General features: G+C 47.7%; 15 protein-coding genes and 1 tRNA gene. 11 read left to right on the top strand and 5 right to left on the bottom strand.

The features are described 5' to 3' along the window. Window positions 1-614: 614 nt before the first annotated feature. Together rfbB and rfaE1 are read right to left on the bottom strand one after the other, a co-directional pair. Window positions 615-1,688 carry a dTDP-glucose 4,6-dehydratase gene (gene rfbB, locus PMG25_RS12725; RefSeq protein ID WP_283767279.1) on the bottom strand — a complete coding sequence of 358 codons (1,074 nt, stop codon included), beginning with the start codon at window positions 1,686-1,688 and terminating at the stop codon, window positions 615-617. 182 nt (window positions 1,689-1,870) lie between these two features. After that, on the bottom strand, window positions 1,871-2,923 hold the full coding sequence (gene rfaE1, locus PMG25_RS12720; RefSeq protein ID WP_283767278.1) for a D-glycero-beta-D-manno-heptose-7-phosphate kinase: 1,053 nt from the start codon (window positions 2,921-2,923) through the stop codon (window positions 1,871-1,873). 18 nt (window positions 2,924-2,941) lie between these two features. On the opposite strand from rfaE1, the gene PMG25_RS12715 reads away from it, so the two are divergent. The 5 genes from PMG25_RS12715 (at window position 2,942) to tsaB (ending at window position 7,185) form a co-directional block, all read left to right on the top strand. Continuing rightward, complete coding sequence (locus tag PMG25_RS12715; RefSeq protein ID WP_283767277.1) at window positions 2,942-3,991, top strand: RpnC/YadD family protein; 1,050 nt, start codon at window positions 2,942-2,944, stop codon at window positions 3,989-3,991. Window positions 3,992-4,012: 21 nt separating this feature from the next. After that, window positions 4,013-4,357, top strand: coding sequence for a FliH/SctL family protein (locus PMG25_RS12710; protein ID WP_283767276.1), 345 nt, complete (start codon window positions 4,013-4,015; stop codon window positions 4,355-4,357). Window positions 4,358-4,497: 140 nt separating this feature from the next. Then, the gene (locus PMG25_RS12705; RefSeq protein WP_283767275.1) at window positions 4,498-4,872 is read left to right on the top strand and encodes a hypothetical protein; all 375 of its coding nucleotides are present in this window, start codon (window positions 4,498-4,500) and stop codon (window positions 4,870-4,872) included. A gap of 5 nt (window positions 4,873-4,877) precedes the next feature. Continuing rightward, window positions 4,878-6,533: an alpha/beta hydrolase gene (locus tag PMG25_RS12700; protein WP_283767274.1), complete on the top strand. Its 1,656-nt coding sequence runs from the start codon at window positions 4,878-4,880 to the stop codon at window positions 6,531-6,533. Window positions 6,534-6,585: 52 nt separating this feature from the next. After that, complete coding sequence (tsaB, locus tag PMG25_RS12695; RefSeq protein ID WP_283767359.1) at window positions 6,586-7,185, top strand: tRNA (adenosine(37)-N6)-threonylcarbamoyltransferase complex dimerization subunit type 1 TsaB; 600 nt, start codon at window positions 6,586-6,588, stop codon at window positions 7,183-7,185. Window positions 7,186-7,294: 109 nt separating this feature from the next. On the opposite strand, the gene ftsH2 is transcribed toward tsaB, so the two are convergent. Then, window positions 7,295-9,181 carry an ATP-dependent zinc metalloprotease FtsH2 gene (gene ftsH2 / locus PMG25_RS12690; RefSeq protein ID WP_283767273.1) on the bottom strand — a complete coding sequence of 629 codons (1,887 nt, stop codon included), beginning with the start codon at window positions 9,179-9,181 and terminating at the stop codon, window positions 7,295-7,297. A 133-nt stretch (window positions 9,182-9,314) separates the two neighbouring features. Here ftsH2 and PMG25_RS12685 point away from each other — a divergent pair. Beyond that, window positions 9,315-9,388, top strand: a tRNA-Arg gene (locus PMG25_RS12685). 113 nt (window positions 9,389-9,501) lie between these two features. Here PMG25_RS12685 and PMG25_RS12680 read toward each other — a convergent pair. Then, on the bottom strand, window positions 9,502-10,410 hold the full coding sequence (locus PMG25_RS12680) for a hypothetical protein (protein WP_283767272.1): 909 nt from the start codon (window positions 10,408-10,410) through the stop codon (window positions 9,502-9,504). Between the two features lie 106 nt (window positions 10,411-10,516). Next, the gene (locus tag PMG25_RS12675; protein ID WP_283767271.1) at window positions 10,517-12,178 is read right to left on the bottom strand and encodes a D-Ala-D-Ala carboxypeptidase family metallohydrolase; all 1,662 of its coding nucleotides are present in this window, start codon (window positions 12,176-12,178) and stop codon (window positions 10,517-10,519) included. 312 nt (window positions 12,179-12,490) lie between these two features. Here PMG25_RS12675 and PMG25_RS12670 point away from each other — a divergent pair, with 312 nt between their 5' ends. The 5 genes from PMG25_RS12670 (at window position 12,491) to PMG25_RS12650 (ending at window position 20,784) form a co-directional block, all read left to right on the top strand. Further along, window positions 12,491-12,703 (top strand): hypothetical protein, encoded by a 213-nt coding sequence (locus PMG25_RS12670; RefSeq protein ID WP_283767270.1) that lies wholly within the window; start codon window positions 12,491-12,493, stop codon window positions 12,701-12,703. A 638-nt stretch (window positions 12,704-13,341) separates the two neighbouring features. Further along, window positions 13,342-15,015 (top strand): chaperonin GroEL, encoded by a 1,674-nt coding sequence (gene groL, locus PMG25_RS12665; RefSeq protein WP_283767269.1) that lies wholly within the window; start codon window positions 13,342-13,344, stop codon window positions 15,013-15,015. Between the two features lie 391 nt (window positions 15,016-15,406). After that, window positions 15,407-17,203 (top strand): ABC transporter ATP-binding protein, encoded by a 1,797-nt coding sequence (locus tag PMG25_RS12660; RefSeq protein ID WP_283767268.1) that lies wholly within the window; start codon window positions 15,407-15,409, stop codon window positions 17,201-17,203. 460 nt (window positions 17,204-17,663) lie between these two features. Then, window positions 17,664-19,559: a mechanosensitive ion channel family protein gene (locus PMG25_RS12655; RefSeq protein WP_283767267.1), complete on the top strand. Its 1,896-nt coding sequence runs from the start codon at window positions 17,664-17,666 to the stop codon at window positions 19,557-19,559. 115 nt (window positions 19,560-19,674) lie between these two features. Next, the gene (locus PMG25_RS12650; RefSeq protein ID WP_283767266.1) at window positions 19,675-20,784 is read left to right on the top strand and encodes a peptidylprolyl isomerase; all 1,110 of its coding nucleotides are present in this window, start codon (window positions 19,675-19,677) and stop codon (window positions 20,782-20,784) included. Window positions 20,785-20,870 lie beyond the last annotated feature (86 nt).

Raw genomic sequence — 20,870 nt, 5'->3', positions numbered from 1 at the left:
CACATTTGTTAAAGAAATATTGCTATCGGAATGTTCCCTCATGATTGTAGACCCTGGTTTGGATGTCAAGGAGAGGCGATCGGGTCATTGAGGTCAAAAGGCTTTTGGGACTTCAACAAGCGGTAGGTGCGCCCAAAATATCGGCAAATTAGGAGGCGTTGGTTGTGATTGAAGGGGATCTATAGCGCTTCGCGCTAGGGAATAGGGAATAAGCTCAGAGAATGGGGGTTGATTGGGGGGTTAGGGGCGATCGCTCTGAAAATTGCTCTACAGATTTTACCTACGAGTATTTTAGTTTACCATATCATGGTCTAATTTTGTCTAATACAGGATTCGTAGGGACGGGTTATACCAACATTAGCTTAGGTAAATACCAACCCATCAATATCCTGAACCCACACTCATATACAGGGGATGAGGGGCAGCCATTACATAACTCATTTAAGTTTGCTATATAGTTGATTCGGTTGTGCGATTTGTTTGGATGGAAAGTCTTGGGTAAAACCCAAAACGTACATCCAGTGGGACTAATAGTCCCATAACTCAGAGATGGTTCTCAATCGGTGAGAGCGTCTGGACTCCACTTCCAATTATGGTGACATCTCTCTCGACCCCTAACACCCTTCATAAACTTGGCGGTAATAATCCTGATAGTCTTGGGACAGTAGAGGTTGCCACCAATCTTGATGATCTAAATACCATTTCAGGGTTTGCCGTAGTCCTTCTTCCACGGTAACTGAAGGTTGCCAACCGAGTTCCGTTTGAATTTTAGTCGAATCGATCGCGTAGCGGCGATCGTGTCCCAGTCTATCCTTCACAAACGTAATCAGATTCCGACAGGGACGTACAGGGAGCTGGGGCGCGAGTTCATCCATCAGATCGCATAAAATGGTCACTAAGTCAATATTTTTAACTTCATTATTTCCCCCTACATTGTAGGTTTCCCCTGGTTTTCCTTTATGAATAACCACATCTAGAGCGCTGCAATGGTCAATTACATAAAGCCAATCTCGGATGTTTTGACCATCGCCGTAAACGGGTAAGTTTTTGCCGATTAAGGTGTTAAGGGTCATCAAGGGAATCAGCTTTTCAGGAAACTGATAGGGGCCATAATTATTGGAGCAATTGGTAATAATCGTGGGTAAATTATAGGTATGATAATAGGCGCGAACTAGGTGATCGCTCCCCGCTTTCGAGGCAGAATAGGGGCTGTTGGGGGCGTAGGGGGTGGTTTCTTGAAAGGCGCGATCGCTCGGCCCTAAAGAACCATACACTTCATCGGTAGAGACATGCAAAAATAAGCCCTTATCGGATAGAGTAGGATAATGTTGGCGGAAAGCTTCTAAGAGGGTAAATGTACCGACCACATTGGTTTGCACAAATGCCCCTGGCCCAAGGATAGAGCGGTCTACATGGGATTCGGCAGCGAAGTGAGCCAGGGTGTCAATTTGTTCTTCGGCTAAAAGTTGGTCAATGAGGGAGCGATCGCCGATATCCCCCTGTACAAAGCGAAATTGAGGACGATCCTTCACCGGCTGTAAATTAGCCAAATTCCCCGCATAGGTGAGCGCATCCAAGACCACCATCCGATCTTCCGGGTAGCGATCGCACCAATACTGGACAAAATTCGAGCCAATAAACCCCGCACCACCGGTAACCAAAACACGACGAGAATTACGATTTTCCATATCCTTAAATATCCTTAAAATTACCGTTGATATTCAGACCTATTAGGGCGGGTTTAGCTCATAAATTTATCAGTCGTCGAGATTTGGGAGAACCCGCCCCTACACCCCTGACCACTATAGCAATCACACGAACCCATTCCCCATTCCCCATTCCCTATTCCCTATTCCCTATTCCCCATTCCCTATTCCCTATTCTCCAGCATCTCCGCCAAAGCCTGTTTCATCTCTTCACCCTGGGTTGTCGCCGTTCCGAACTGGCGCACCACCAGAGAAGCCGCCAAATTGCCCAACACCGTCGCCTCCCAAAACGAAGCCCCCACACACAACGCCAAAGACACAGCCGCAATCACCGTATCCCCAGCTCCCGTAACATCAAACACCTGGCGACGGTTAAAGGCGGGAATATGAACCATGGGCTTTTCCGGTGTAAACAAGCTCATCCCCTCATCTCCACGAGTCATTAAAAGATGACTGGCTTCAGTCATCTTTAACAACTCTTCCCCCGCTTGCATTAACCGCTCATCCGAATCAATGGCATAACCCACCGCCTGTTCTGCCTCCGGTAAATTGGGAGTAAACAAGGTTGCTCCCCGATAGCGTTGCAAATCTTTTTGCGTATCTACCATTACTCGATTATGGCTTAAGCTGGCGGGAATCACGGGAGAGACTTGCCCATCTGGTCGAGTGCAAAAGACTCCATCCCCATAGTCCGAACAAATCACACCGTCTACCCGATCTAATTGGGATTGAACATAATCCGCTAACGCCTGTTGTAAAGATAACTCTGGCAACCGATCCGACTTGCGATCGACCCGCACAATTTGCTGAGTGACCGACTGACGAGCATGGCCAGAAATGCGACTTTTGGTGACTGTGGGCCGGGTTTCATCGATCAGAATGCCTTGGGTATTAATCCCCGCTTCCTCAAAAATCCGCCGCAGGGCTTGCCCTTGGTCATCTTTTCCCACAATACCCACCGCTTTAATTTGTCCCCCCAATTTCGCCAAATTGTAAACCGCGTTGGCTCCCCCTCCAGGAATTTGGCGGGTTTCCTCATGGCGTAAAATCAGAACAGGGGCTTCTCTGGAGAGTCGTTCTACTTGACCGGTGAGGAATTCATCGAGGGTTAGATCGCCAACAACTAATACTTTCGCTTGACTGAAGCGATCGATCAGTTCGTATAAACGGCTTTGGTTCTGTTTGAGTTGCCCGATTAAATCTGCGGGTAAGGTCATATGAGTTGAGGGGGTTGAATGTTAAACCTTAATCAGTCTACGATCGCCCGTCAACCCTGGCTATGGGATGGCTGGCTCCCTTCTGGTAAAATTATTGCAGTTGCTCAATGCCTCACCGTGACCCGATTTATCCATGACCAATTCGCTAAACAATACCTCAGCGAACTCCTCTCCTCTTTTGGCACAGTAGAAACCAGCAAAGATGTTGCCTCAGAAGTCCGCCAAGTTGATGTGTTCTTTACCCCATCTTCTTCCGAACTTGATGCCAGCGAACTTGGGTTGTTAGGGAAACTTACGGAAACTCCGGCAATCTTTGAACCCTTTCGCAACCCCATCACAGCTAAGGACATTCGCGCCTGTCTGTTGAAACTATTGGTACTGCAAGCCAAAGAGGAACGGGATAGAGAAAATACACAACAGACTGATACTGAGCCACCAAAACTATGGATATTAACTCCCACAGCATCAGAAAACTTACTAGAGAGCGCTGGTGCAAAGGAGTTAGCCAATGAACCGACAGGAGTCTATTATTGTCCAGCACTCTACAAAAGCGCCATTATCGTTATTCATCAACTCCCCCGTACTCCCGACACTCTATGGTTGAGACTCCTAGGACGGGGAAGAGTCCAACAACAAGCTATCAGAGAACTCGAAGCTTTGCCCAAAGGGAATCGCTGGCGAGCGAATGTGATAAAATTGGTCTACGAACTTTTAACGATTCTAGCCACGCGGCAAACCCAAGAAGCAGATCGAGATGATGAGGAGCTAATCGTGACTTTAACTCAACTTTATGAAGAAGCGATCGCCCAACTGCGCGAAGAAGGACGGCAAGAAGGACGACAAGAAGGACGACAAGAAGGACGACAAGAAGGACGGCAAGAGGGGGAAGAGCAAGCTACTGTGCGCTTCATAACTAATCTCTTGCAGGTTCGGTTTGGAGAAGTGGATGAAGAACTCGCTGCTATTGTAGGGCGAATAGCCGCCCTGCCTTCAGACGAATTTACCCCTCTGCTTCTACAATTGTCTCGTGAAGAGTTACTCCTGCGATTTAGGGTAGAACAGGATTAAGTGTCAGAGGAGTAGCTAATCGTGACTTTAACTCAACTTTATGAAGAAGCGATCGCCCAACTGCGCGAAGAAGGACGGCAAGAAGGACGGCAAGAAGGACGACAAGAAGGACGGCAAGAGGGACGGCAAGAAGGACGACAAGAAGGACGACAAGAAGGACGGCAAGAAGGACGGCAAGAGGGGGAAGAGCAAGCTACTGTGCGCTTCATAACTAATCTCTTGCAGGTTCGGTTTGGAGAAGTGGATGAAGAACTCGCTGCTATTGTAGGGCGAATAGCCGCCCTGCCTTCAGACGAATTTACCCCTCTGCTTCTACAATTGTCTCGTGAAGAGCTACTCAGACAATTTACGACAGAAAACGAATAACCATAGAAGTGGGTGAACTCCAAACTTAACTCTAGGTCAGGATGCTCTCAATCAATCAGAGGTTGGGAGTATCTTTGTTACCCATTACCAGCCTGTAGCGCTATATAATCAAAGCCAAATTCTCAAATGGAGTCTAGATGATGAAAACTCGTATAGTTGCCAGCCTGTTAACGAGTTTAACAGCGTTTTTAGGATGTATGGTAATTTCGGATGCAGCTTGGGCAGAACACCGCCGCAATTTTCATGAACTAATCGATTTAAATCCTACGTTATACCGTCAGATTTGTAACCAAATTCAATCGGGTGCTGAAAATTGTAATAATACTTATCGGTTGGGTGTGCCGATGTATTTGGTGACGGGAAATTTAGGAGAGATATCTTATGTGACAATTCTGAATAAACAGCTTTATATTTGGGATTGGGTGAATGGGAATTGGAGTCCTGAGAGGGATATGCCGGTGGGAACCTATCAGTTTGTGTTATTACTGAGAGAAGCACAGGAAGAAACCCGTTAACGGGTGTGCCCAGAACTGTTGAGTTTGAGTCAAGCATGAGGATGATGAAGCGATCGCCCAGGCAATGGGGTTTAAGATTGATCTTAACTTTGTTGACAAGCTGGTGTGCCTTCGCACAAGCTGCCTATGGAGCCGATCGCATCAATCTCCGTTTAGGATTATGGCAGACTCAAATCGCGATCGCCGATTTAGAACACTTTAGCGAAACCGGAACCCTCTCCCCAGCCTTGCACCCCTATCGCTCTGTCCTCACCCCTAGGGTACAGCAGCTCATAGATTATCGGTTTCCCATCGATACCCGACTGGGCGATCGCATCCTCAGAAACATTTTTCACTCTCCCCTCAGTCTAGAAATTTACCAAAGTGTCGTTCCCATTTTGCCCGATAGTCGTCTCGACTATCTAGAGCAAGCTGTAACCACCACCCTGAAAAACAACCATTTCAGTGTTCTCTCGATTCTCAAAGCTTATCCCGGTAAAGAAATCACCGTAAATCTATCCGCCGCCCTATCCTTTGCCCTCCAGTTTAACCATGATTATTGGCAAAGTCGTCTTCTAGAACCCTTACTGAGTCGGGAACTGTTAGTCAATGAACCCTCAGACGCTTTAACCTGGGACATCGATCCCACCCAACCGGCGGATGACCTGGTAGAAAAAACATCATTAATCCTTCGAGATTGGGATAGAAAGCGGGTGATCCCCGTAGATCTCTATACTATTCCTGAATCGCCAGCCTCTGGCCCCCTAGTGGTCATTTCCCACGGATATGGCTCCGATCGCAATTACTTATCCGGTTTAGCCTACCATTTAGCATCCAATGGATTAACCGTAGCGGCGATCGAGCATCCCGGAAGTAGCCTAAAATGGTTAATAAATGGGTCAAAATTTAGCCACTTGGCGACCTTAGTTCCTCCAGAAGAATTTATCGATCGCCCCCAAGATATCCGCTTTTTGCTCGATTATCTACAAAACCTCAATCATCAACCCGGCCCTTTTTACGGCAAACTGAACACCGAGCGGGTAACAATGGTCGGTCATTCCTTGGGGGGATATACTGCCTTCGTTTTAGCCGGTGCAGAGCTAGATTTAACCAGTTTACGCCGATTTTGCCGCGATCGCCTACCCTTGGGTCGTTCTCCGGCTGACTGGTTACAATGTGCAGCCGCCGATCTCACCACTGTACCCCACTCTCTCAAGGACGACCGCATTGTACAAGTGATTGCCATTAGCCCCGTGATCGGGCGTTTATTTGGCGAAACTGGAATCAGCGCCGTAAAAATCCCCACCCTGATCTTAACCAATACCAATGATGCTGTTACCCCTGCTCTCGAACATCAAATCCGCCCCTTTAACCACTTAACCGGGCCCAAATATCTGCTCACCGCTATCGGAACCCCCCATTTAAGTATTGGCAATCTCAGATATTCCAATCCAGTCACCTCCCCCTTTCAACCTCTACATCAATTGCTAAATGGAGTTTCACTAGCCTTTATTAAACAATTAACCCCAGAGAAAGAACGCTATCAAGTTTTTCTCAGTCCAGCTTATACCCAATCCTTTTCCACTCCTAAAATTCCCCTGCGCTTAAATCAGTCCCTTCCAGGAAGCCTATGGGAGCGGGTAGAGGTCGGTCGTTGGCTGCATTGGCTGGGTTGGGGATAATAGATAATAGTAAAGTTAATCAAGCAATTATTAAGAGCAGAACATTTTGTCTATGTCCGGTTTAGCCCTCCATACCACCAGCCCCCAACTCGGTTTAGCTCTCCAAGACCTAACCGGAAATCGGCGATCGCAAACCTGGAACCTCGGACATGAAACCTCAAGTCAACTGCACCATTTACTAGGAACCTTCATTCAACCCCTCAGTTGGCAAGACTTAAGCTGGTTAGCCGTTGCCAAAGGCCCTGGAGGCTTTACCGGGACTCGTCTGGGTCTAGTCACTGCTCGCACCCTGGCCCAACAGCTCAATCTACCCCTCTTTACTATTTCTACCCTCGCTGCTGTAGCCTGGTCGCGTCGAGAGGAACATCCCGTGATAGCGGTAGAAATGCCTGCTCAACGGGGGCAGCGCTTTGGAGCCATCTATCCGGTGAACACCTATCCCCCGATCCCCCTCATTCCGGATCAAGTCTTTACTCCTGAAGGATGGCAAAAGACCTTAGAACAGCATTCCTATCCCTTAATTCAAACCCCACCCCATTTAGGCGAAACCGTTTCCAGTGTTTTAGAGTTAGCAGCATTAGGTTGGAAACAGGGAGAACGACCCAGTTGGATCGATGCACTTCCCTTTTATGGCCAACATCCAGTACAGTAATGGACATCATTCCCGGAGGGAATTCACGGAGTTGTCGGCATTTTTCTGATAAAAAAAGGGCGAACAGCCGTTCGCCCCTACATCGGGTTGTTTTCACACAGAGAGGGGATTAGATTTGAGGAATGTAACTTTCCTTTTCTGGAACCGTGGTATATTCCGCCACAATCTGCCGGAACTCTTCCCCATCAATGGTTTCTTTTTCAATCAGCAGATCGACCAGGCGATCGATGACATTGCGATGATCGCGCATAATTTGCAGAGCTTGATCGTAGCAATGTTCTACAATGACCCGAACTTGGGCATCAATGCGGGAGGCAATTTCTTCTGAGTATTCAGAACGGGACATCAGATCCCGACCTAAGAACACTTCACTGGTTTGACCTTCTAGGGATAAGGGGCCCAGATCGGACATGCCAAACCGGGTGACCATTTGCCGAGCCATTCCGGTGACTTGCTGCAAATCTCCCCCTGCACCGGTGGTCACTTCTGCGTCGCCAAAAATGATGGCTTCGGCAGCGCGACCCCCAAGGGCCCCACAAATGCGAGCGGTGAGTTGGGCGCGAGAAATCAGGCTTTGTTCTTCGCTAGGGGTAAACCAGGTTAACCCTTGGGCTTGTCCCCTGGGAATGAGGGTGACTTTCTGTACGGGGTCGTGGTCTTTGAGCAAGGTTCCGACGATCGCATGGCCGACTTCATGATAGGCAATTAAGCGCTTGCTCTTACCATCCGTGAGGGGAGTCCCTTCCATTCCCGCTACTACCCGGTCTACCGCATCATCAATTTCTTGCATCGTGATCGCGTCTTTGCGCCGTCTAGCCGTGAGAATAGCAGCTTCATTGAGCAAGTTAGCTAAGTCTGCACCGGTAAAGCCAGGGGTGCGACGGGCGATCGCCTTTAAGGAAACTTCCGGCGCTAATTTCTTATTGCGAGCATGAACATCGAGAATTTCCAACCGTCCCTTCACATCAGGAGCATCCACCGTTACCTGACGGTCAAAGCGACCGGGACGTAACAGGGCCTGATCCAGCACATCCGGGCGGTTGGTCGCCGCGATAATAATAATGCCTGTGTTACCTTCAAACCCATCCATTTCCGTCAATAACTGGTTTAGGGTTTGTTCGCGCTCATCATTTCCGCCGCCAATACCGGCTCCCCGTTGCCGACCCACGGCATCAATTTCATCGATGAAGATAATGCAAGGGGCGTTATCTTTGGCTTTCTTAAACAGGTCGCGCACCCGCGAAGCGCCGACCCCAACAAACATTTCCACGAACTCGGAACCAGAGATACTGAAGAAGGGAACGCCTGCTTCTCCGGCGATCGCCTTAGCCAGCAAAGTTTTACCCGTTCCCGGAGGGCCCACCAACAGCACCCCTTTAGGAATGCGTGCGCCAACGGCCGTAAACCGTTCGGGTTTCTTCAGGAATGTAACGACTTCTTGTAATTCTTCTTTAGCTTCTTCAATACCGGCCACATCATCAAACATGACACCGGTTTTGGCTTCCATTTGAAATTTAGCTTTCGATTTAGCAAAATTCATCGCCTGCCCCGGCCCCCCCGGTACATTACCCGAACGGCGGAAGAGGAAAAATAATCCAGCAATCAACAGTAAAGGGAAGACTAAATTACCCAGTAAGCCCCAAACGGCTCCATCACTGCGGGGGGGATGGATATCCAAGTTCACATCCGCTTGGCGCAGTTGGGAAATCACTTCTGGGGAGTTGCCCGGAAGGTCTACCCGCAAGCGCTGCATGATGTTATCGAGTTCAGGATCGACGGCTTCCACAATGGCCGTTCTGCCGCCTTCGTAGAGATCCACTTTATTGACTCGACCCGCTTCCAGGTACTCAATGAAGCGGCCATAGGTCATGCGCGTGGTTGCAGCATTGCGACCTCCATCGACCACATTGGGGGCAAAGGCTCCTTGCCACACAAAGAAGCCAATGACTAGGGCGGGTAATGTCCACAGAAGTATGACTTTCCAAGATAATTTCATAATAAAATCTTCATTCTCCATGAATCTTAACTAAATTTAACGTAATTTTCATATATCCAGCAACTCATTTTATGAGACAGTACCCTTTTGGGGGTGTTTGACTTATAATGGGAGAAGTGCTTACTCAAGCTCTGGGCTCTTAGTTCAGTCGGATAGAACAACTGATTTCTAATCAGTAAGTCGGGGGTTCGAGTCCCTCAGGGCCCGTTCAATCTCAATTGCAACCCCATAAACTGCAAATGCGCCCTCTGAGGACGCACAGGTTTATGGGTTGTAGCGATCGCCATGACAACGATGGAACCGGACATGGGATCGCATCCTTACTTAGAGCGCCGAGCTTGAGAGCGAGAGCGACTTCCTGACGTTCGACTACTGCTACTTTTGCCACTACTACGACTTCCCGAAGATCGACCCTTGGTGCGACTACTACTCGAACGAGAAGTTTTTGTCGCAGGGGGAGTTGGGGAAGGGGCATGGGTTTTCGTCTTGAAGGTCACATTGCTTCCTTCATTCAGTTGCTCTAAGACCAGTAAAGGTGTCGGTTTCGCTTTTTGATCCCAATGTAAATTAACTAATCTGCCCTGAATGGCCGGTTGCCAATTGGGGTCAGGATGGGGACTCAGATAGGTTTCAATACAATCGATAATATCCTGAATCGTTTTTGAGGTCGCTTGAGTGGGTAGACGAGTCATATTAATTTGAATTCGGAATAACACCCGCTTTTGAATGACTGACCCTTCTCCCGTTTCATAGGTGACATCAAAAACTTCACTGATCTTACGAGCGGATGCGGAGGTCTCGCCAATTTTACCTTCCTTAGCTTGGGTGGGACGTAAAGCAACAGTAATTTGCTCTTTAACTTTAACTTTAATTTGATTGACAATCGCAAAATGGAACACTTCCTCATCCATCCGCATTCGCAGATAGTCCAGGTTAAATTCCCGTGAGTGAACCAAGTCCGGGTTGGCCTCCATTTTGGTAATGGTACTCAGGGCTAGTTTGAGTTTTTTCTGGAGTTCCTTATTCTTAAAATCCTCAAACTTGACTTTTTTATTAGCTTTATCCAACTCAAGTTTGGCATAAATCCCTCCTCCGACTAGGGCAAGCAGTAGAACGGCCGACAGACCCATAAAGATCATCGGTAACAGGCCCAGAGAGGGGGACTCTGGTTGAGCGTCGGGAGACGCTTGGGCTAGAGTAGGCGGAACAACAAGGATACGATGCTGCATATGGATACCGACTAGGAGCTTTGTTCTATTGTAGGCGTTCGTTCTTTTTCAGCGTGTTTTCTGAGAGGATCGATCCTGAAGAATCTCTAAAATCTAATCGACCCTCTTAGCGAATCCATCGCGCTCGATAGCTACGAGCGTCAATATGGGCGATATAGGGGTATCTCTGATATCGACCTAAACCCCCAGGCCACCAGGGATCGAGGAACCAATAAATTTGATTTCCGGTGAGTCCGTCACAGTAAAAGTCTATGGCATCTCCGACGATATGCCGACTATTAGACACTCCGCCAACTCGGTGATTAATATCGGGGGGACGATACCAACTGGTGATAAAGAAGGGGCGACCGATGCGATCGCGGGCCTGTTGTGCTAAAACTGCTATTCTGACAATAGCATTAACCGTGGATTGATTGGGAGGCACTCGCGTCCCGCCATGGGTAGCTTCAGCCCAAGTAAAATAGCCTCCGGGAATAATAGAAGCATGGAGTTGAATATTGTCGGGTGTCCAACGGCTGGGACGGGGTGGTAAAACCACGGGCCCCGGTTGGCGAGGAGCATCCGGGCTATTGCGGTGAGTGTTATTCATCCGCTTCAGGTCTTCAAACAGGGTATAGATAGCAATTTCCCGCGAGTCCAGTCCTCGCCACAGTTGTACCATACGAATCAGGGCATTGCGCTGATGCTCTTCTTCGGTGTAGGCAAAAGGGACACGCTTGATAAAACCGAGCAGTTCCCGATCCAGTTGGGCGGCGGTATTGGCGAGTACATTGGGGTCGGTGCTGCTGGTTCTGAGCATCTTGACCTCTAAGCCTAAATCGGCTAAGGCTGCCGTGCGGGAGGAGAGTTTGCGCCAGATGCGGAAGGCTTCGGTGAGGGCTTGGCGCTGGTATCCGCGACCGGTGTAGTATTGGGGAACCCGTTGGGCAAAGGCAATCAGAGCGGGGTCGAGATAAAAGAGGGCGGGTTCGGGGGAGGTGTCCCGTTCCAAGGAGGATATGGCTTCTTCCCTAGAGTCCAGGTTGCGCCAGAGTTGGGTGAGACGGATCAGGGCTTCCCGTTGATGGGGATAGCCGAGATAATTGCGAGAGAGACGGGAGAGAAATTGCAGCAGGGGCGGATCAACATGGGTTTCTTCCCAGTTGGGGGCTGTGGAGGGGGGAACTTCGGTGAGAGCGGCGATCGCCTCTTCACGGGTATCAAAGTTACGCCAGATCCGAAACACCTCTAGCAGACCATCCCGTTGATGAGGTAAGCCTTGATAATATTGGGGGATGCGCTCGACCAGAGATAACAGGGCAATATCCAAATAGGAGAGATTCGAGGGCAGGTTTTCGAGGCTATAGTCCGTTTGCAAGTCTTCGACATAAATTTCATACAGCTTTTTACCATCACAAGGCTCTAAACGGGCTGCTTTGACTTCCTGGGGTGGCGGCGAATAGCCCTCGGCCACCCGCTCAATAAATTTCTTGCTGTAGTAACCCAGAGTCGTATCCCAAAGGTCGTCCCCTTGCCATCCTTGACTAATTAGTGTATCCGTAATTACCCTTATTGTATTGGCGGCATAGATGACCTGACCTTCAAACTCATCAACGGATTCTAGAGCAATACGGTTAGCCGGGGAAATTCCCAGCCCCGTTTCTCCATCCTGAAGTTGGGGTTTTTGCTGCACCTCATATAATCCTGCCAAAATCGATTTATGAATGCCCACCCGTTCCGACTCCACGGTGTACAGGGCGTTACGTTCATCTGGTGATAATCGGGTCATGGAGCATCTGGCCTAATGAGCAAAGGATAAACATGGGTATTATAGTATTGCGCTTTGGGGCATTTTGGGCGATTTGGGTAGAATAGATGTATCTTTAGCACAACTAGGGTTTATACCCAATCATCCATTTGTGTTATTGCGAGGAACAAAAACAACATTTCCTATATGTAAGTGCTGACGACTCTATATTTAGGAGATTGTACTTATTATAATTCGCTACTTGATGCAGTAGATGCATTAGATGAAGCACAGTGTTCTGGTGGGACAAAGCGATTGAACAATAAAGAACAAATGATCGAAGCATTGAGGATAATGAGAGCCGATCTCATTTGTGCCTTAAGAATTGAAAAGACATTTCGCGAAAACCCTAACCTTCGGTCAACTGACTTTAATATGAACCTAGAACCTTTAAAGATTTTGCAAATGAGCGAGGAAGCGAGTCAATATGGTGATTTGTTTGGTCAAGCTCTTCAAATTGGCATGAGCGTGCAAGAAGAAATGCAAGCTCTCCAGAAAAAGCCCTAAGTGAATTAAATCCAGTCATTGCGAGTGGAGCGGAGCGGAACGAAGCAATCTCTACAATCTCCAAATCTTAGAGATTGCTTCCCTCCGGTCGCAATGACAATTATATTTGATTCAGATAAGAGTGAGATATGGTTGTAGGGGCGAACGGCCGTTCGCCCCTACAGATACCATTTTTGTAGATCAATCTGGGTGTATCCACCTTAGTTGTATTCTCAGTAGTAGGTGCGTTACGCTTTCGCTAACGCACCCTACAATTCGGCTGTTGAGCCAGACATAATATCCTGAATTGAAGGGAAAAAAAGGATAACCATGGGTATTACAGCACTTTGCTCTGTTATGGAATACAGGGTTGAACGCTAAAAACCTTTTGCAACAAGACTTTTGCCTTTTGCCTCTTGCCTTTTGCCTAGCGTGAAGCGCTGTATAGTATTGTGCTTTAGGGCATTTTGGGCGATCGATCCTTTTTAAGGGAAGTTGTGGGGATCTTGTCGGAGTGTACCCACTCCCCCCATTCCATGTGTGGATATCCCTACCTCGAAACTTGACCCAAACCTGATATATGTGGAAGAGGTTAGCACTCTAACCAAGAGAGTGCTAAAGCGTCTGATGATATCAGGTAAACCTAACCCTAAAGGTGTATGGCTAAAATTGTCTCATTTAAGGAAGAATCGCGGAAAGCCTTAGAAAAAGGTGTAAACGCCCTAGCGGATGCCGTCCGTATTACCCTCGGCCCCAAAGGTCGGAATGTGCTGTTAGAAAAGCAATTTGGAGCGCCCCAAATCATTAATGATGGGATCACTGTTGCTAAAGAAATTGAACTCGAAGATGCTCTCGAAAATACTGGAGCGCAACTGATCCGGGAAGTAGCGTCTAAAACCAAAGACACGGCAGGGGATGGAACCACCACCGCTACTGTTTTAGCTCAAGCCATGGTGAAGGAAGGGCTAAAAAATGTGGCTGCTGGTGCAAACCCCGTGGCGCTACGTCGGGGAATTGAAAAAACGATCGCCCACTTAGTCAAAGAAATTGCCGCCATTGCTAAACCCGTAGAAGGAGATGCGATCGCCCAAGTGGCCACGGTTTCTTCTGGCAATGACGAAGAAGTGGGGCAAATGATTGCCAAAGCCATGGAAGCGGTCACCAAAGATGGTGTAATCACCGTGGAAGAGTCCAAATCCTTGCTCACCGAGCTGGAAGTGGTGGAAGGGATGGAAATCGATCGCGGTTATCTGTCGCCCTATTTCATCACCAACAATGACCAGATGACGGTGGAATATGACAGTGCCAAGATTCTGCTCACTGACAAAAAAATCAGCTCGATTCAAGACCTGGTTCCGGTTTTAGAAAAAGTGGCCAGAGCGGGTCAACCCCTGCTGATTATTGCAGAGGACATTGAAGGGGAAGCCCTAGCCACTCTGGTGGTGAATAAAGCCAGAGGGGTACTGAATGCAGCCGCCGTTAAAGCACCGGGATTTGGCGATCGCCGCAAACAAATGCTGCAAGACATTGCCGTATTGACTGGCGGTCAAGTGATTTCCGAAGAAGTGGGCTTAAGTCTCGATACCATCGAGCTAGACATGCTGGGAAGCGCCCGCAAAATTAGCATCGACAAAGACAGCACCGTGATCGTCTCGGAAAACAACACCCAAGCGGATGTTGAAAAACGGATCGCCCAAATTCGTCGCCAACTGGAAGAAACCGATTCTGATTACGATAAAGAAAAACTGCAAGAGCGGATCGCTAAACTCGCTGGTGGGGTAGCCGTCATTAAGGTGGGTGCAGCGACTGAAACGGAACTTAAAGACCGCAAACTTCGCATCGAAGACGCGCTAAACGCCACCAAAGCTGCTGTTGATGAAGGGATTGTTCCCGGAGGCGGAACGACCTTAATTCACCTGTCCAATAAAGTGGAAGAACTCAAAGCTCAATTAAGCCCTGAAGAGCAAATTGGTGCAGAAATCGTCTCTCGCGCCTTGGCTGCTCCCCTACGTCAAATTGCTGATAATGCTGGCGTTGAAGGTTCTGTTGTGGTTTCCCATGTACGGACTACTGAATTTAATGTGGGCTACAACGCTGCTACGGGTGAATATGTAGACATGATTGTTGCGGGTATTATTGACCCGGCTAAAGTGGTTCGTTCTTCTGTGCAAAATGCTGGTTCCATTGCTGGAATGGTCTTAACCACGGAAGCCTTAGTCGTAGAAAAACCTGAACCCAAATCTGCTGCTCCCGATATGGGCGGCATGGGCGGCATGGGCGGCATGGGTGGTATGGGTGGCATGGGCGGCATGGGCGGCATGGGTATGATGTAATTGCCTATGGACGGTTTTCCCATCCATTTCATATGATGTCCGGTTAAATAGATGTCATTGCGACCGCAGGGAAGCATTCGCGCTTCGCGCAAGCTTCGCTAACGCTACAATTATCGAGATGATCGAGATTGCTTCATTTCACTCCGTTCCACTCGCGCTTTACGTTTCACGCAAGCTTCGCTTTCATGTCGGCGACAGCCGAAACGCGCATACTTCGTATTCATGTCGGCGACAGCCGAAACGCAATGACTTGTTATAGCTGATTTAGCGGACATGATATCACCTAGTTTTTTCTGAGCAGCTTGTTCATTAGAACAAGCTGCTTTTATGTGGGCACTGGTAATAGCGAGAATTCTCTTGTTACACTCATTGAAGTCAAATTCTCTACCCCATGCCCAAAACCGTGAAATTGAGTTCTTCTCCTCTCCAGCGTTTAATCGAGTATAGTGGCCCCTATCAGAATCAAGTTCGGTTGGCGATCGCCACCTCTATTCTCAATAAGGTGTTCGATCTTGCCCCTCCCGTCTTAATTGGGATTGCTGTGGATGTGGTGGTTAAACAGGAAAATTCAGCGATCGCCGCTCTGGGAATCACCAACATTTTTACCCAACTCTTGCTGCTCACCTTGGTTTCTGCCCTAGTTTGGGGCTTAGAATCAGCATTTCAATACGCCTATGAACGATTGTGGCGCAATTTGGCGCAAACCATTCAACATCATCTGCGCTTAGATGCCTACAGTCATTTACAAAACCTAGACCTGGCCTATTTTGAAGACCACAGCACGGGCGAGTTAATGGCAATTCTCAATGATGATATTAACCAATTAGAGCGGTTTTTGGATGTGGGAGCCAATGAGGTGATTCAAGTATCGACCACGGTTTTAATCATTGGCACAATGTTTTTAATCCTAGCGCCAGATGTAGCTTGGATGACCCTTGTTCCCATGCCGTTTATTATTTGGGGGTCGATCGCCTATAAGAAGTTTCTCGCTCCTCGCTATACCCAAGTGCGTCAGAATGCAGGGTTTCTCAATCATCGGTTAGCGAATAATCTCAGTGGTATTACCACGATTAAAAGTTTTACCGCCGAAGCCTACGAAGTCAAGCGGGTGGGACAAGATTCAATGGCTTATCGGCGATCGAACCAGGAGGCGATCGCCTATTCTGCGGCGTTTATTCCTTTAGTGCGGATGTTAATTCTGCTCGGTTTTAGCTGCATCTTACTCTATGGCGGCTTAAAAGCAGTCAACGGCACGTTAGCGGTGGGAACCTATAGTACCCTGGTGTTTATGACTCAACGGTTACTTTGGCCCCTGACACGCCTCGGAAATACCTTAGATTTATGTCAGCGTGCCATGGCTTCTACTCGCCGGGTAATGGGATTATTGGATACACCGATCGCCATTCATACGGGAGATACTCCCCTGCCTTTAGAGACGGTGCGTGGTGAAGTGGTGTTGAAAGATGTGAGTTTTTCCTATCGCGATCGCCTGCCGGTTTTAAACCAGGTCTCCTTCACCATTCCCGCCGGCAAAACCCTTGCCATTGTCGGCTCTACAGGTTCGGGAAAAAGTACGCTAGTCAAGCTGCTTTTGCGGCTCTATGAGGTGCAAAACGGCTCAATCACTCTCGATGGTATTGAGTTGCAAAAAATACGATTAGAGGATTTGCGGCGCTGTATTGGGTTAGTGAGCCAAGATGTCTTCTTATTCCATGGAACTGTAGCCGAAAATATTGCCTATGGCACATTCGAGGCTTCTGAACCCGATATTATTGCGGCGGCAACCTTGGCAGAAGCCCATGATTTTATTATGGAATTACCGCAAAAATACGATACTATTGTTGGGGAGCGAGGTCAGAAATTATCCGGAGGACAACGGCAACGATTGGCGATCGCCCGTGCAATCTTGAAAGATCCTCCCATTCTGATCCTTGATGAAGCCACCTCTGCGGTAGATAATGAGACGGAAGCCGCCATTCAGCGATCGTTAGAGCGCATCACTCAGAATCGGACGACGATCGCGATCGCCCATCGTCTCTCTACCATCCGCAACGCCCATTGTATCAACGTCATGGAGCGCGGCAAAGTCATCGAATCCGGTCGTCATGAAGACCTGTTAGCTCGTAATGGTGTGTATGCCAGTTTATGGCGCATTCAAATGGGAGAATCGGTCTTAGCCAACCCATAGATAGAGGATTGGTGCGTTACGCTTCGCTAACGCACCCTACTGCCATGACACAGCTAAAATAGTGCATTAGCGTAGGGTGGGTTAGGCGGCTAAAACCTAGACTCTGACAGCAATCTATCAATCCGCCGTAACCCACCATTTTAGGGTTGTCACGGCACTACGATTTTACTACCCGATCATTTTACCATTTCTGATGGATATGGGGTCATTCCCTTGCTGACTCCTTTGTGTTACCTCTAAGCGGCGATCGCTCAACAGAGTCTCTAAACCAACTTCCATAACCCTTTATCTTAGACTATCGTTCACCATCTTAATCCATTCACTCATCTGCCCACAGATCTCTTATAATCATCAAAGCAATTTGTTCATCCTTAGTTCAGTTTTGATCATGTACCTCATCCGACTCATAAGATCCATTCAACGTTCTTCCAGAATCTGGAAATTTATTCTCAGAGTCTGTATGGTTGCTCTGATCTTATCTGGACTTTGCACGTCTCCAGCCCTCAGTCAGCTCCCCCTCTTCCCCACATCAGAACCTCAACACTCCACCTCTGCCCTAGGGTGGAATATTAATGAAATGTATGATTGTGGCAATATTTTATGCAGTCCGGTCTATGTCGATGGCAACTTCTTGTTTTCCGTCACCTCTTTGCCCGAAAATCAGCTCAACAGTGGAGATCAATACATTCTTTCAGCAGAGGAACGATCAAAAAACATTCAAAATACCCTCTATAGAATCATTAATTCTAAACAAATCTATGACCTGGAACAGAAAGCAGCCGACGAGACTTATACTTCTTCGTCTATAAAAATAGAAGTTGGAGAATTATTTGGTCAAACTGTGGTTTTTTTGCCCGATCAAGAAGGTCTAGTCTCTCGTAAAATTGTAACCATCACTGAACTAGATGCTCGCTACGCAGAAAAACAAATTTCCAATTTAGCAGAAGAATGGAAAAATAAAATTCAGAAGCAACTTCAGGACTCCATCTCCGAGCGAGAAGAACTATACCAAACCCCCTTTCAACCTTTGAAGACTGTCGGTAGAAGACTCCTATGGATTATCTTTATCAGCCTCTCTATTTATGTAATCTACCGATTAATCAAAGCTTGGGATCGTAAACTCCGTCGCACCCTTCAAGAACTCGATAATAATCTCGCCTTCAATGCTGAATCGGCCTCATCAGAAAACTTAACCTCCTTGTCTAGCGAGGGCGAGACCTCTTCTTCTGACTCATTACCTCAAAACTTAGCATTGATCGTAAAAGGCAATATTAAACTCCCCGAATTTTGGAAACAACTGAATAACACAACCAATCAATTAGAATCAATATTGCAAATCTTGCCTCAATTATTGATTAAGCGCCGCACATTCCTGAAACAACAGCGTAACCTCCTCAACCTCATTCTACAATTACTCTTGACCGTACAATTTTTGATTTGGTCTTGGGGAGGAGCTGCCTTAGTTAATGTCTACCCTCAAACCCGAAATTATCAACATTTTTTCTGGGAGTTAAGTTTAAGTTTACCTCTGGTGTGGGTCTTAATCATTGTTTTCAATAAACTGGGCGATTTCTTAATTGAATGGTCTCTGAGTCGATGGGCTAGATATTCCTCCCGTCAGGAATCGAGTTCCTCGTCTCGCTATGCTTTAAGAGCGAATACTTATTCAACGGCCTTAACTCAACTGACCAGCTTTATTTTTATCACCCTTGGCATCCTAATGACGTTGCGGTTATTGGGTTTTTCGCCAACGATCCTGGCAAGTTTTGGGGTAATTGCTGTGACCTTGAGTTGGTTTTCCCAAAATACGGTTCAAGATTTACTCAATGGCGCTCTTATCTTGTGGAATGACCGTTATGCAGTTGGAGATGTGGTGGATATTAATGGGGTAGGTGGATTAGTAGAGAAGCTGAATTTATATATGACCCAATTGCGAAATTTAGATGGAGAAGCCATTACCATTCCCAATGGATCGGTGGATATAGTCCGCAATATGACCAAGGATTGGTCGCGGGTGAATTTTAGTGTGGTGATTGCCTATGATGCAGATTTAAATCGGGCGATGGAATTAATTGAAGAAACGGCTTCAGCCATGAGAAAAGAACCGGCCTGGGAGCATATTATTACCGATGATTTGCAAATGTTGGGAGTGGATGAACTTTCTCACCAAGGGGTTTTGATCCGTGCCCTTATCCGAACTCAACCGATCAAACAATGGGATGTGGCTCGTGAGTTTCGTCGGCGGCTGAAGTTAGTGTTTGAAAAGGAGGGAATTGGTATTGGCGTGCCTCAACAGTCTGTGCGACTTAAGGATTATTCTCCTTTGGTTTCTCTAGGATCAGAACCGATGAAATAATCGATCGCCCTGATGTTCGATCTTCCCAATCCCCCCGTCCCCATCTATGGGATGATAAGCCTAGGGTTGCTCAACCCAGAGCTGATACTTGTGAAGCGATCGCGATAAGATTTCCATGATTCATAGTCTAAAGTCCTTATTCAAGGCAACCTTGGTTTTTGTGCTGCTCCTGACCTGTTGGGTGGGACTCAGTAGCCCCACTCAAGCAGCACCGAACCGAGAAAGTCGCCTCCCTGGTGGAGATGCCATTACCGAGGGCGATGCCCTTTTGCGCTATGCCCTACCGATTGATAATCCCACCATCTTTAAAATCCAAGGGGATATTGAGTCGATTGTGGCCCCCATTCGGGGAAGACGTTGGAGTGCGGCAAGCTCTAGCCTCAGTGAAGCGAGTTTTTTGGTCTCCACCCGTAGTGAAAAAATTTTAGCCAGTATTCCGGAATCTCGGCACTCTGAAGCTCAAGCCGTTTTAGACCAACTGAGTGCCGATCTCAACACCCTTCGGGATCAAGTGGCAGAACAAGACAAAATGGCCGCCTTTGCGACTCAAAAAAGTTGCCTCTCTGAGGTAGATGTTCTGGAAAATCTGATGGTGCAAGGGTTTCCCTATGAAGTCCCCTCCGACTATAGTGCCTTACCTCAGTTAAAAGGACGGGCAACCGTAGAAATTGAAACAGAAAAAGGAACCTTGACGGTTGTCGTTGATGGATATAATGCACCGGTGACGGCTGGGAACTTTGTGGATCTGGTTTCCAGAGGGTTTTATGATGGTTTACCGATTACCCGTGCGGAAGAATTCTATGTGCTGCAACTTGGCGATCCTCCCGGCCCAGAAGAGGGGTTTGTCGATCCTGACACGGGAGAAGAGCGCACTATTCCTTTAGAAATTCGGGTTCAAAGTGAACCGGAACCGATTTATGAGTTTACTCTAGAAGAAATTGGCCTCTACCGGGAAGATCCGGTATTGCCGTTTTCTGCCTATGGAACCCTAGGCATGGCTCGCCCGGATGACGATCCGAATGGGGGTTCATCTCAGTTTTTCTTCTTCCTGTTTGAACCGGAATTGACTCCTGCGGGCTTAAATCTGTTGGATGGTCGCTATGCTGGTTTTGGCTATGTGGTTGAGGGTGAGGAAGTGTTGCCAGAGTTGAAAAAAGGCGATCGCATCATCTCGATGAAAGTCATTGAAGGCGCAGAAAACTTAGTCCCAGGACAGAGCAGTTAGGAGATAGGGGAGTGGGGGAGTGGGGGAGATAGGGAGGATCAACTTTTGCCTATTCCCTATTCCCTATTCCCCATTCCCCATTCCCC

The organism is Roseofilum capinflatum BLCC-M114, from assembly GCF_030068505.1.
Taxonomy (GTDB): Bacteria; Cyanobacteriota; Cyanobacteriia; order Cyanobacteriales; family Desertifilaceae; genus Roseofilum; species Roseofilum capinflatum.
Note: the sequence above shows the minus strand (reverse complement) of the source record. Positions and strands in the feature narration are given on the sequence as shown.

Excerpts from the sequence above, each read along its gene's own strand:
- PMG25_RS12680 (WP_283767272.1), bottom strand. The coding sequence starts at position 10,410 with ATGCAGCATCGTATCCTTGTTGTTCCGCCTACTCTAGCCCAAGCGTCT.
- PMG25_RS12660 (WP_283767268.1), top strand. The coding sequence starts at position 15,407 with ATGCCCAAAACCGTGAAATTGAGTTCTTCTCCTCTCCAGCGTTTAATC.
- PMG25_RS12715 (WP_283767277.1), top strand. The coding sequence starts at position 2,942 with ATGTTAAACCTTAATCAGTCTACGATCGCCCGTCAACCCTGGCTATGG.
- PMG25_RS12655 (WP_283767267.1), top strand. The coding sequence starts at position 17,664 with ATGGTTGCTCTGATCTTATCTGGACTTTGCACGTCTCCAGCCCTCAGT.
- ftsH2 (WP_283767273.1), bottom strand. The coding sequence starts at position 9,181 with ATGAAATTATCTTGGAAAGTCATACTTCTGTGGACATTACCCGCCCTA.
- PMG25_RS12670 (WP_283767270.1), top strand. The coding sequence starts at position 12,491 with ATGAGAGCCGATCTCATTTGTGCCTTAAGAATTGAAAAGACATTTCGC.
- tsaB (WP_283767359.1), top strand. The coding sequence starts at position 6,586 with ATGTCCGGTTTAGCCCTCCATACCACCAGCCCCCAACTCGGTTTAGCT.
- groL (WP_283767269.1), top strand. The coding sequence starts at position 13,342 with ATGGCTAAAATTGTCTCATTTAAGGAAGAATCGCGGAAAGCCTTAGAA.
- PMG25_RS12675 (WP_283767271.1), bottom strand. The coding sequence starts at position 12,178 with ATGACCCGATTATCACCAGATGAACGTAACGCCCTGTACACCGTGGAG.
- PMG25_RS12650 (WP_283767266.1), top strand. The coding sequence starts at position 19,675 with ATGATTCATAGTCTAAAGTCCTTATTCAAGGCAACCTTGGTTTTTGTG.
- rfbB (WP_283767279.1), bottom strand. The coding sequence starts at position 1,688 with ATGGAAAATCGTAATTCTCGTCGTGTTTTGGTTACCGGTGGTGCGGGG.
- rfaE1 (WP_283767278.1), bottom strand. The coding sequence starts at position 2,923 with ATGACCTTACCCGCAGATTTAATCGGGCAACTCAAACAGAACCAAAGC.
- PMG25_RS12705 (WP_283767275.1), top strand. The coding sequence starts at position 4,498 with ATGAAAACTCGTATAGTTGCCAGCCTGTTAACGAGTTTAACAGCGTTT.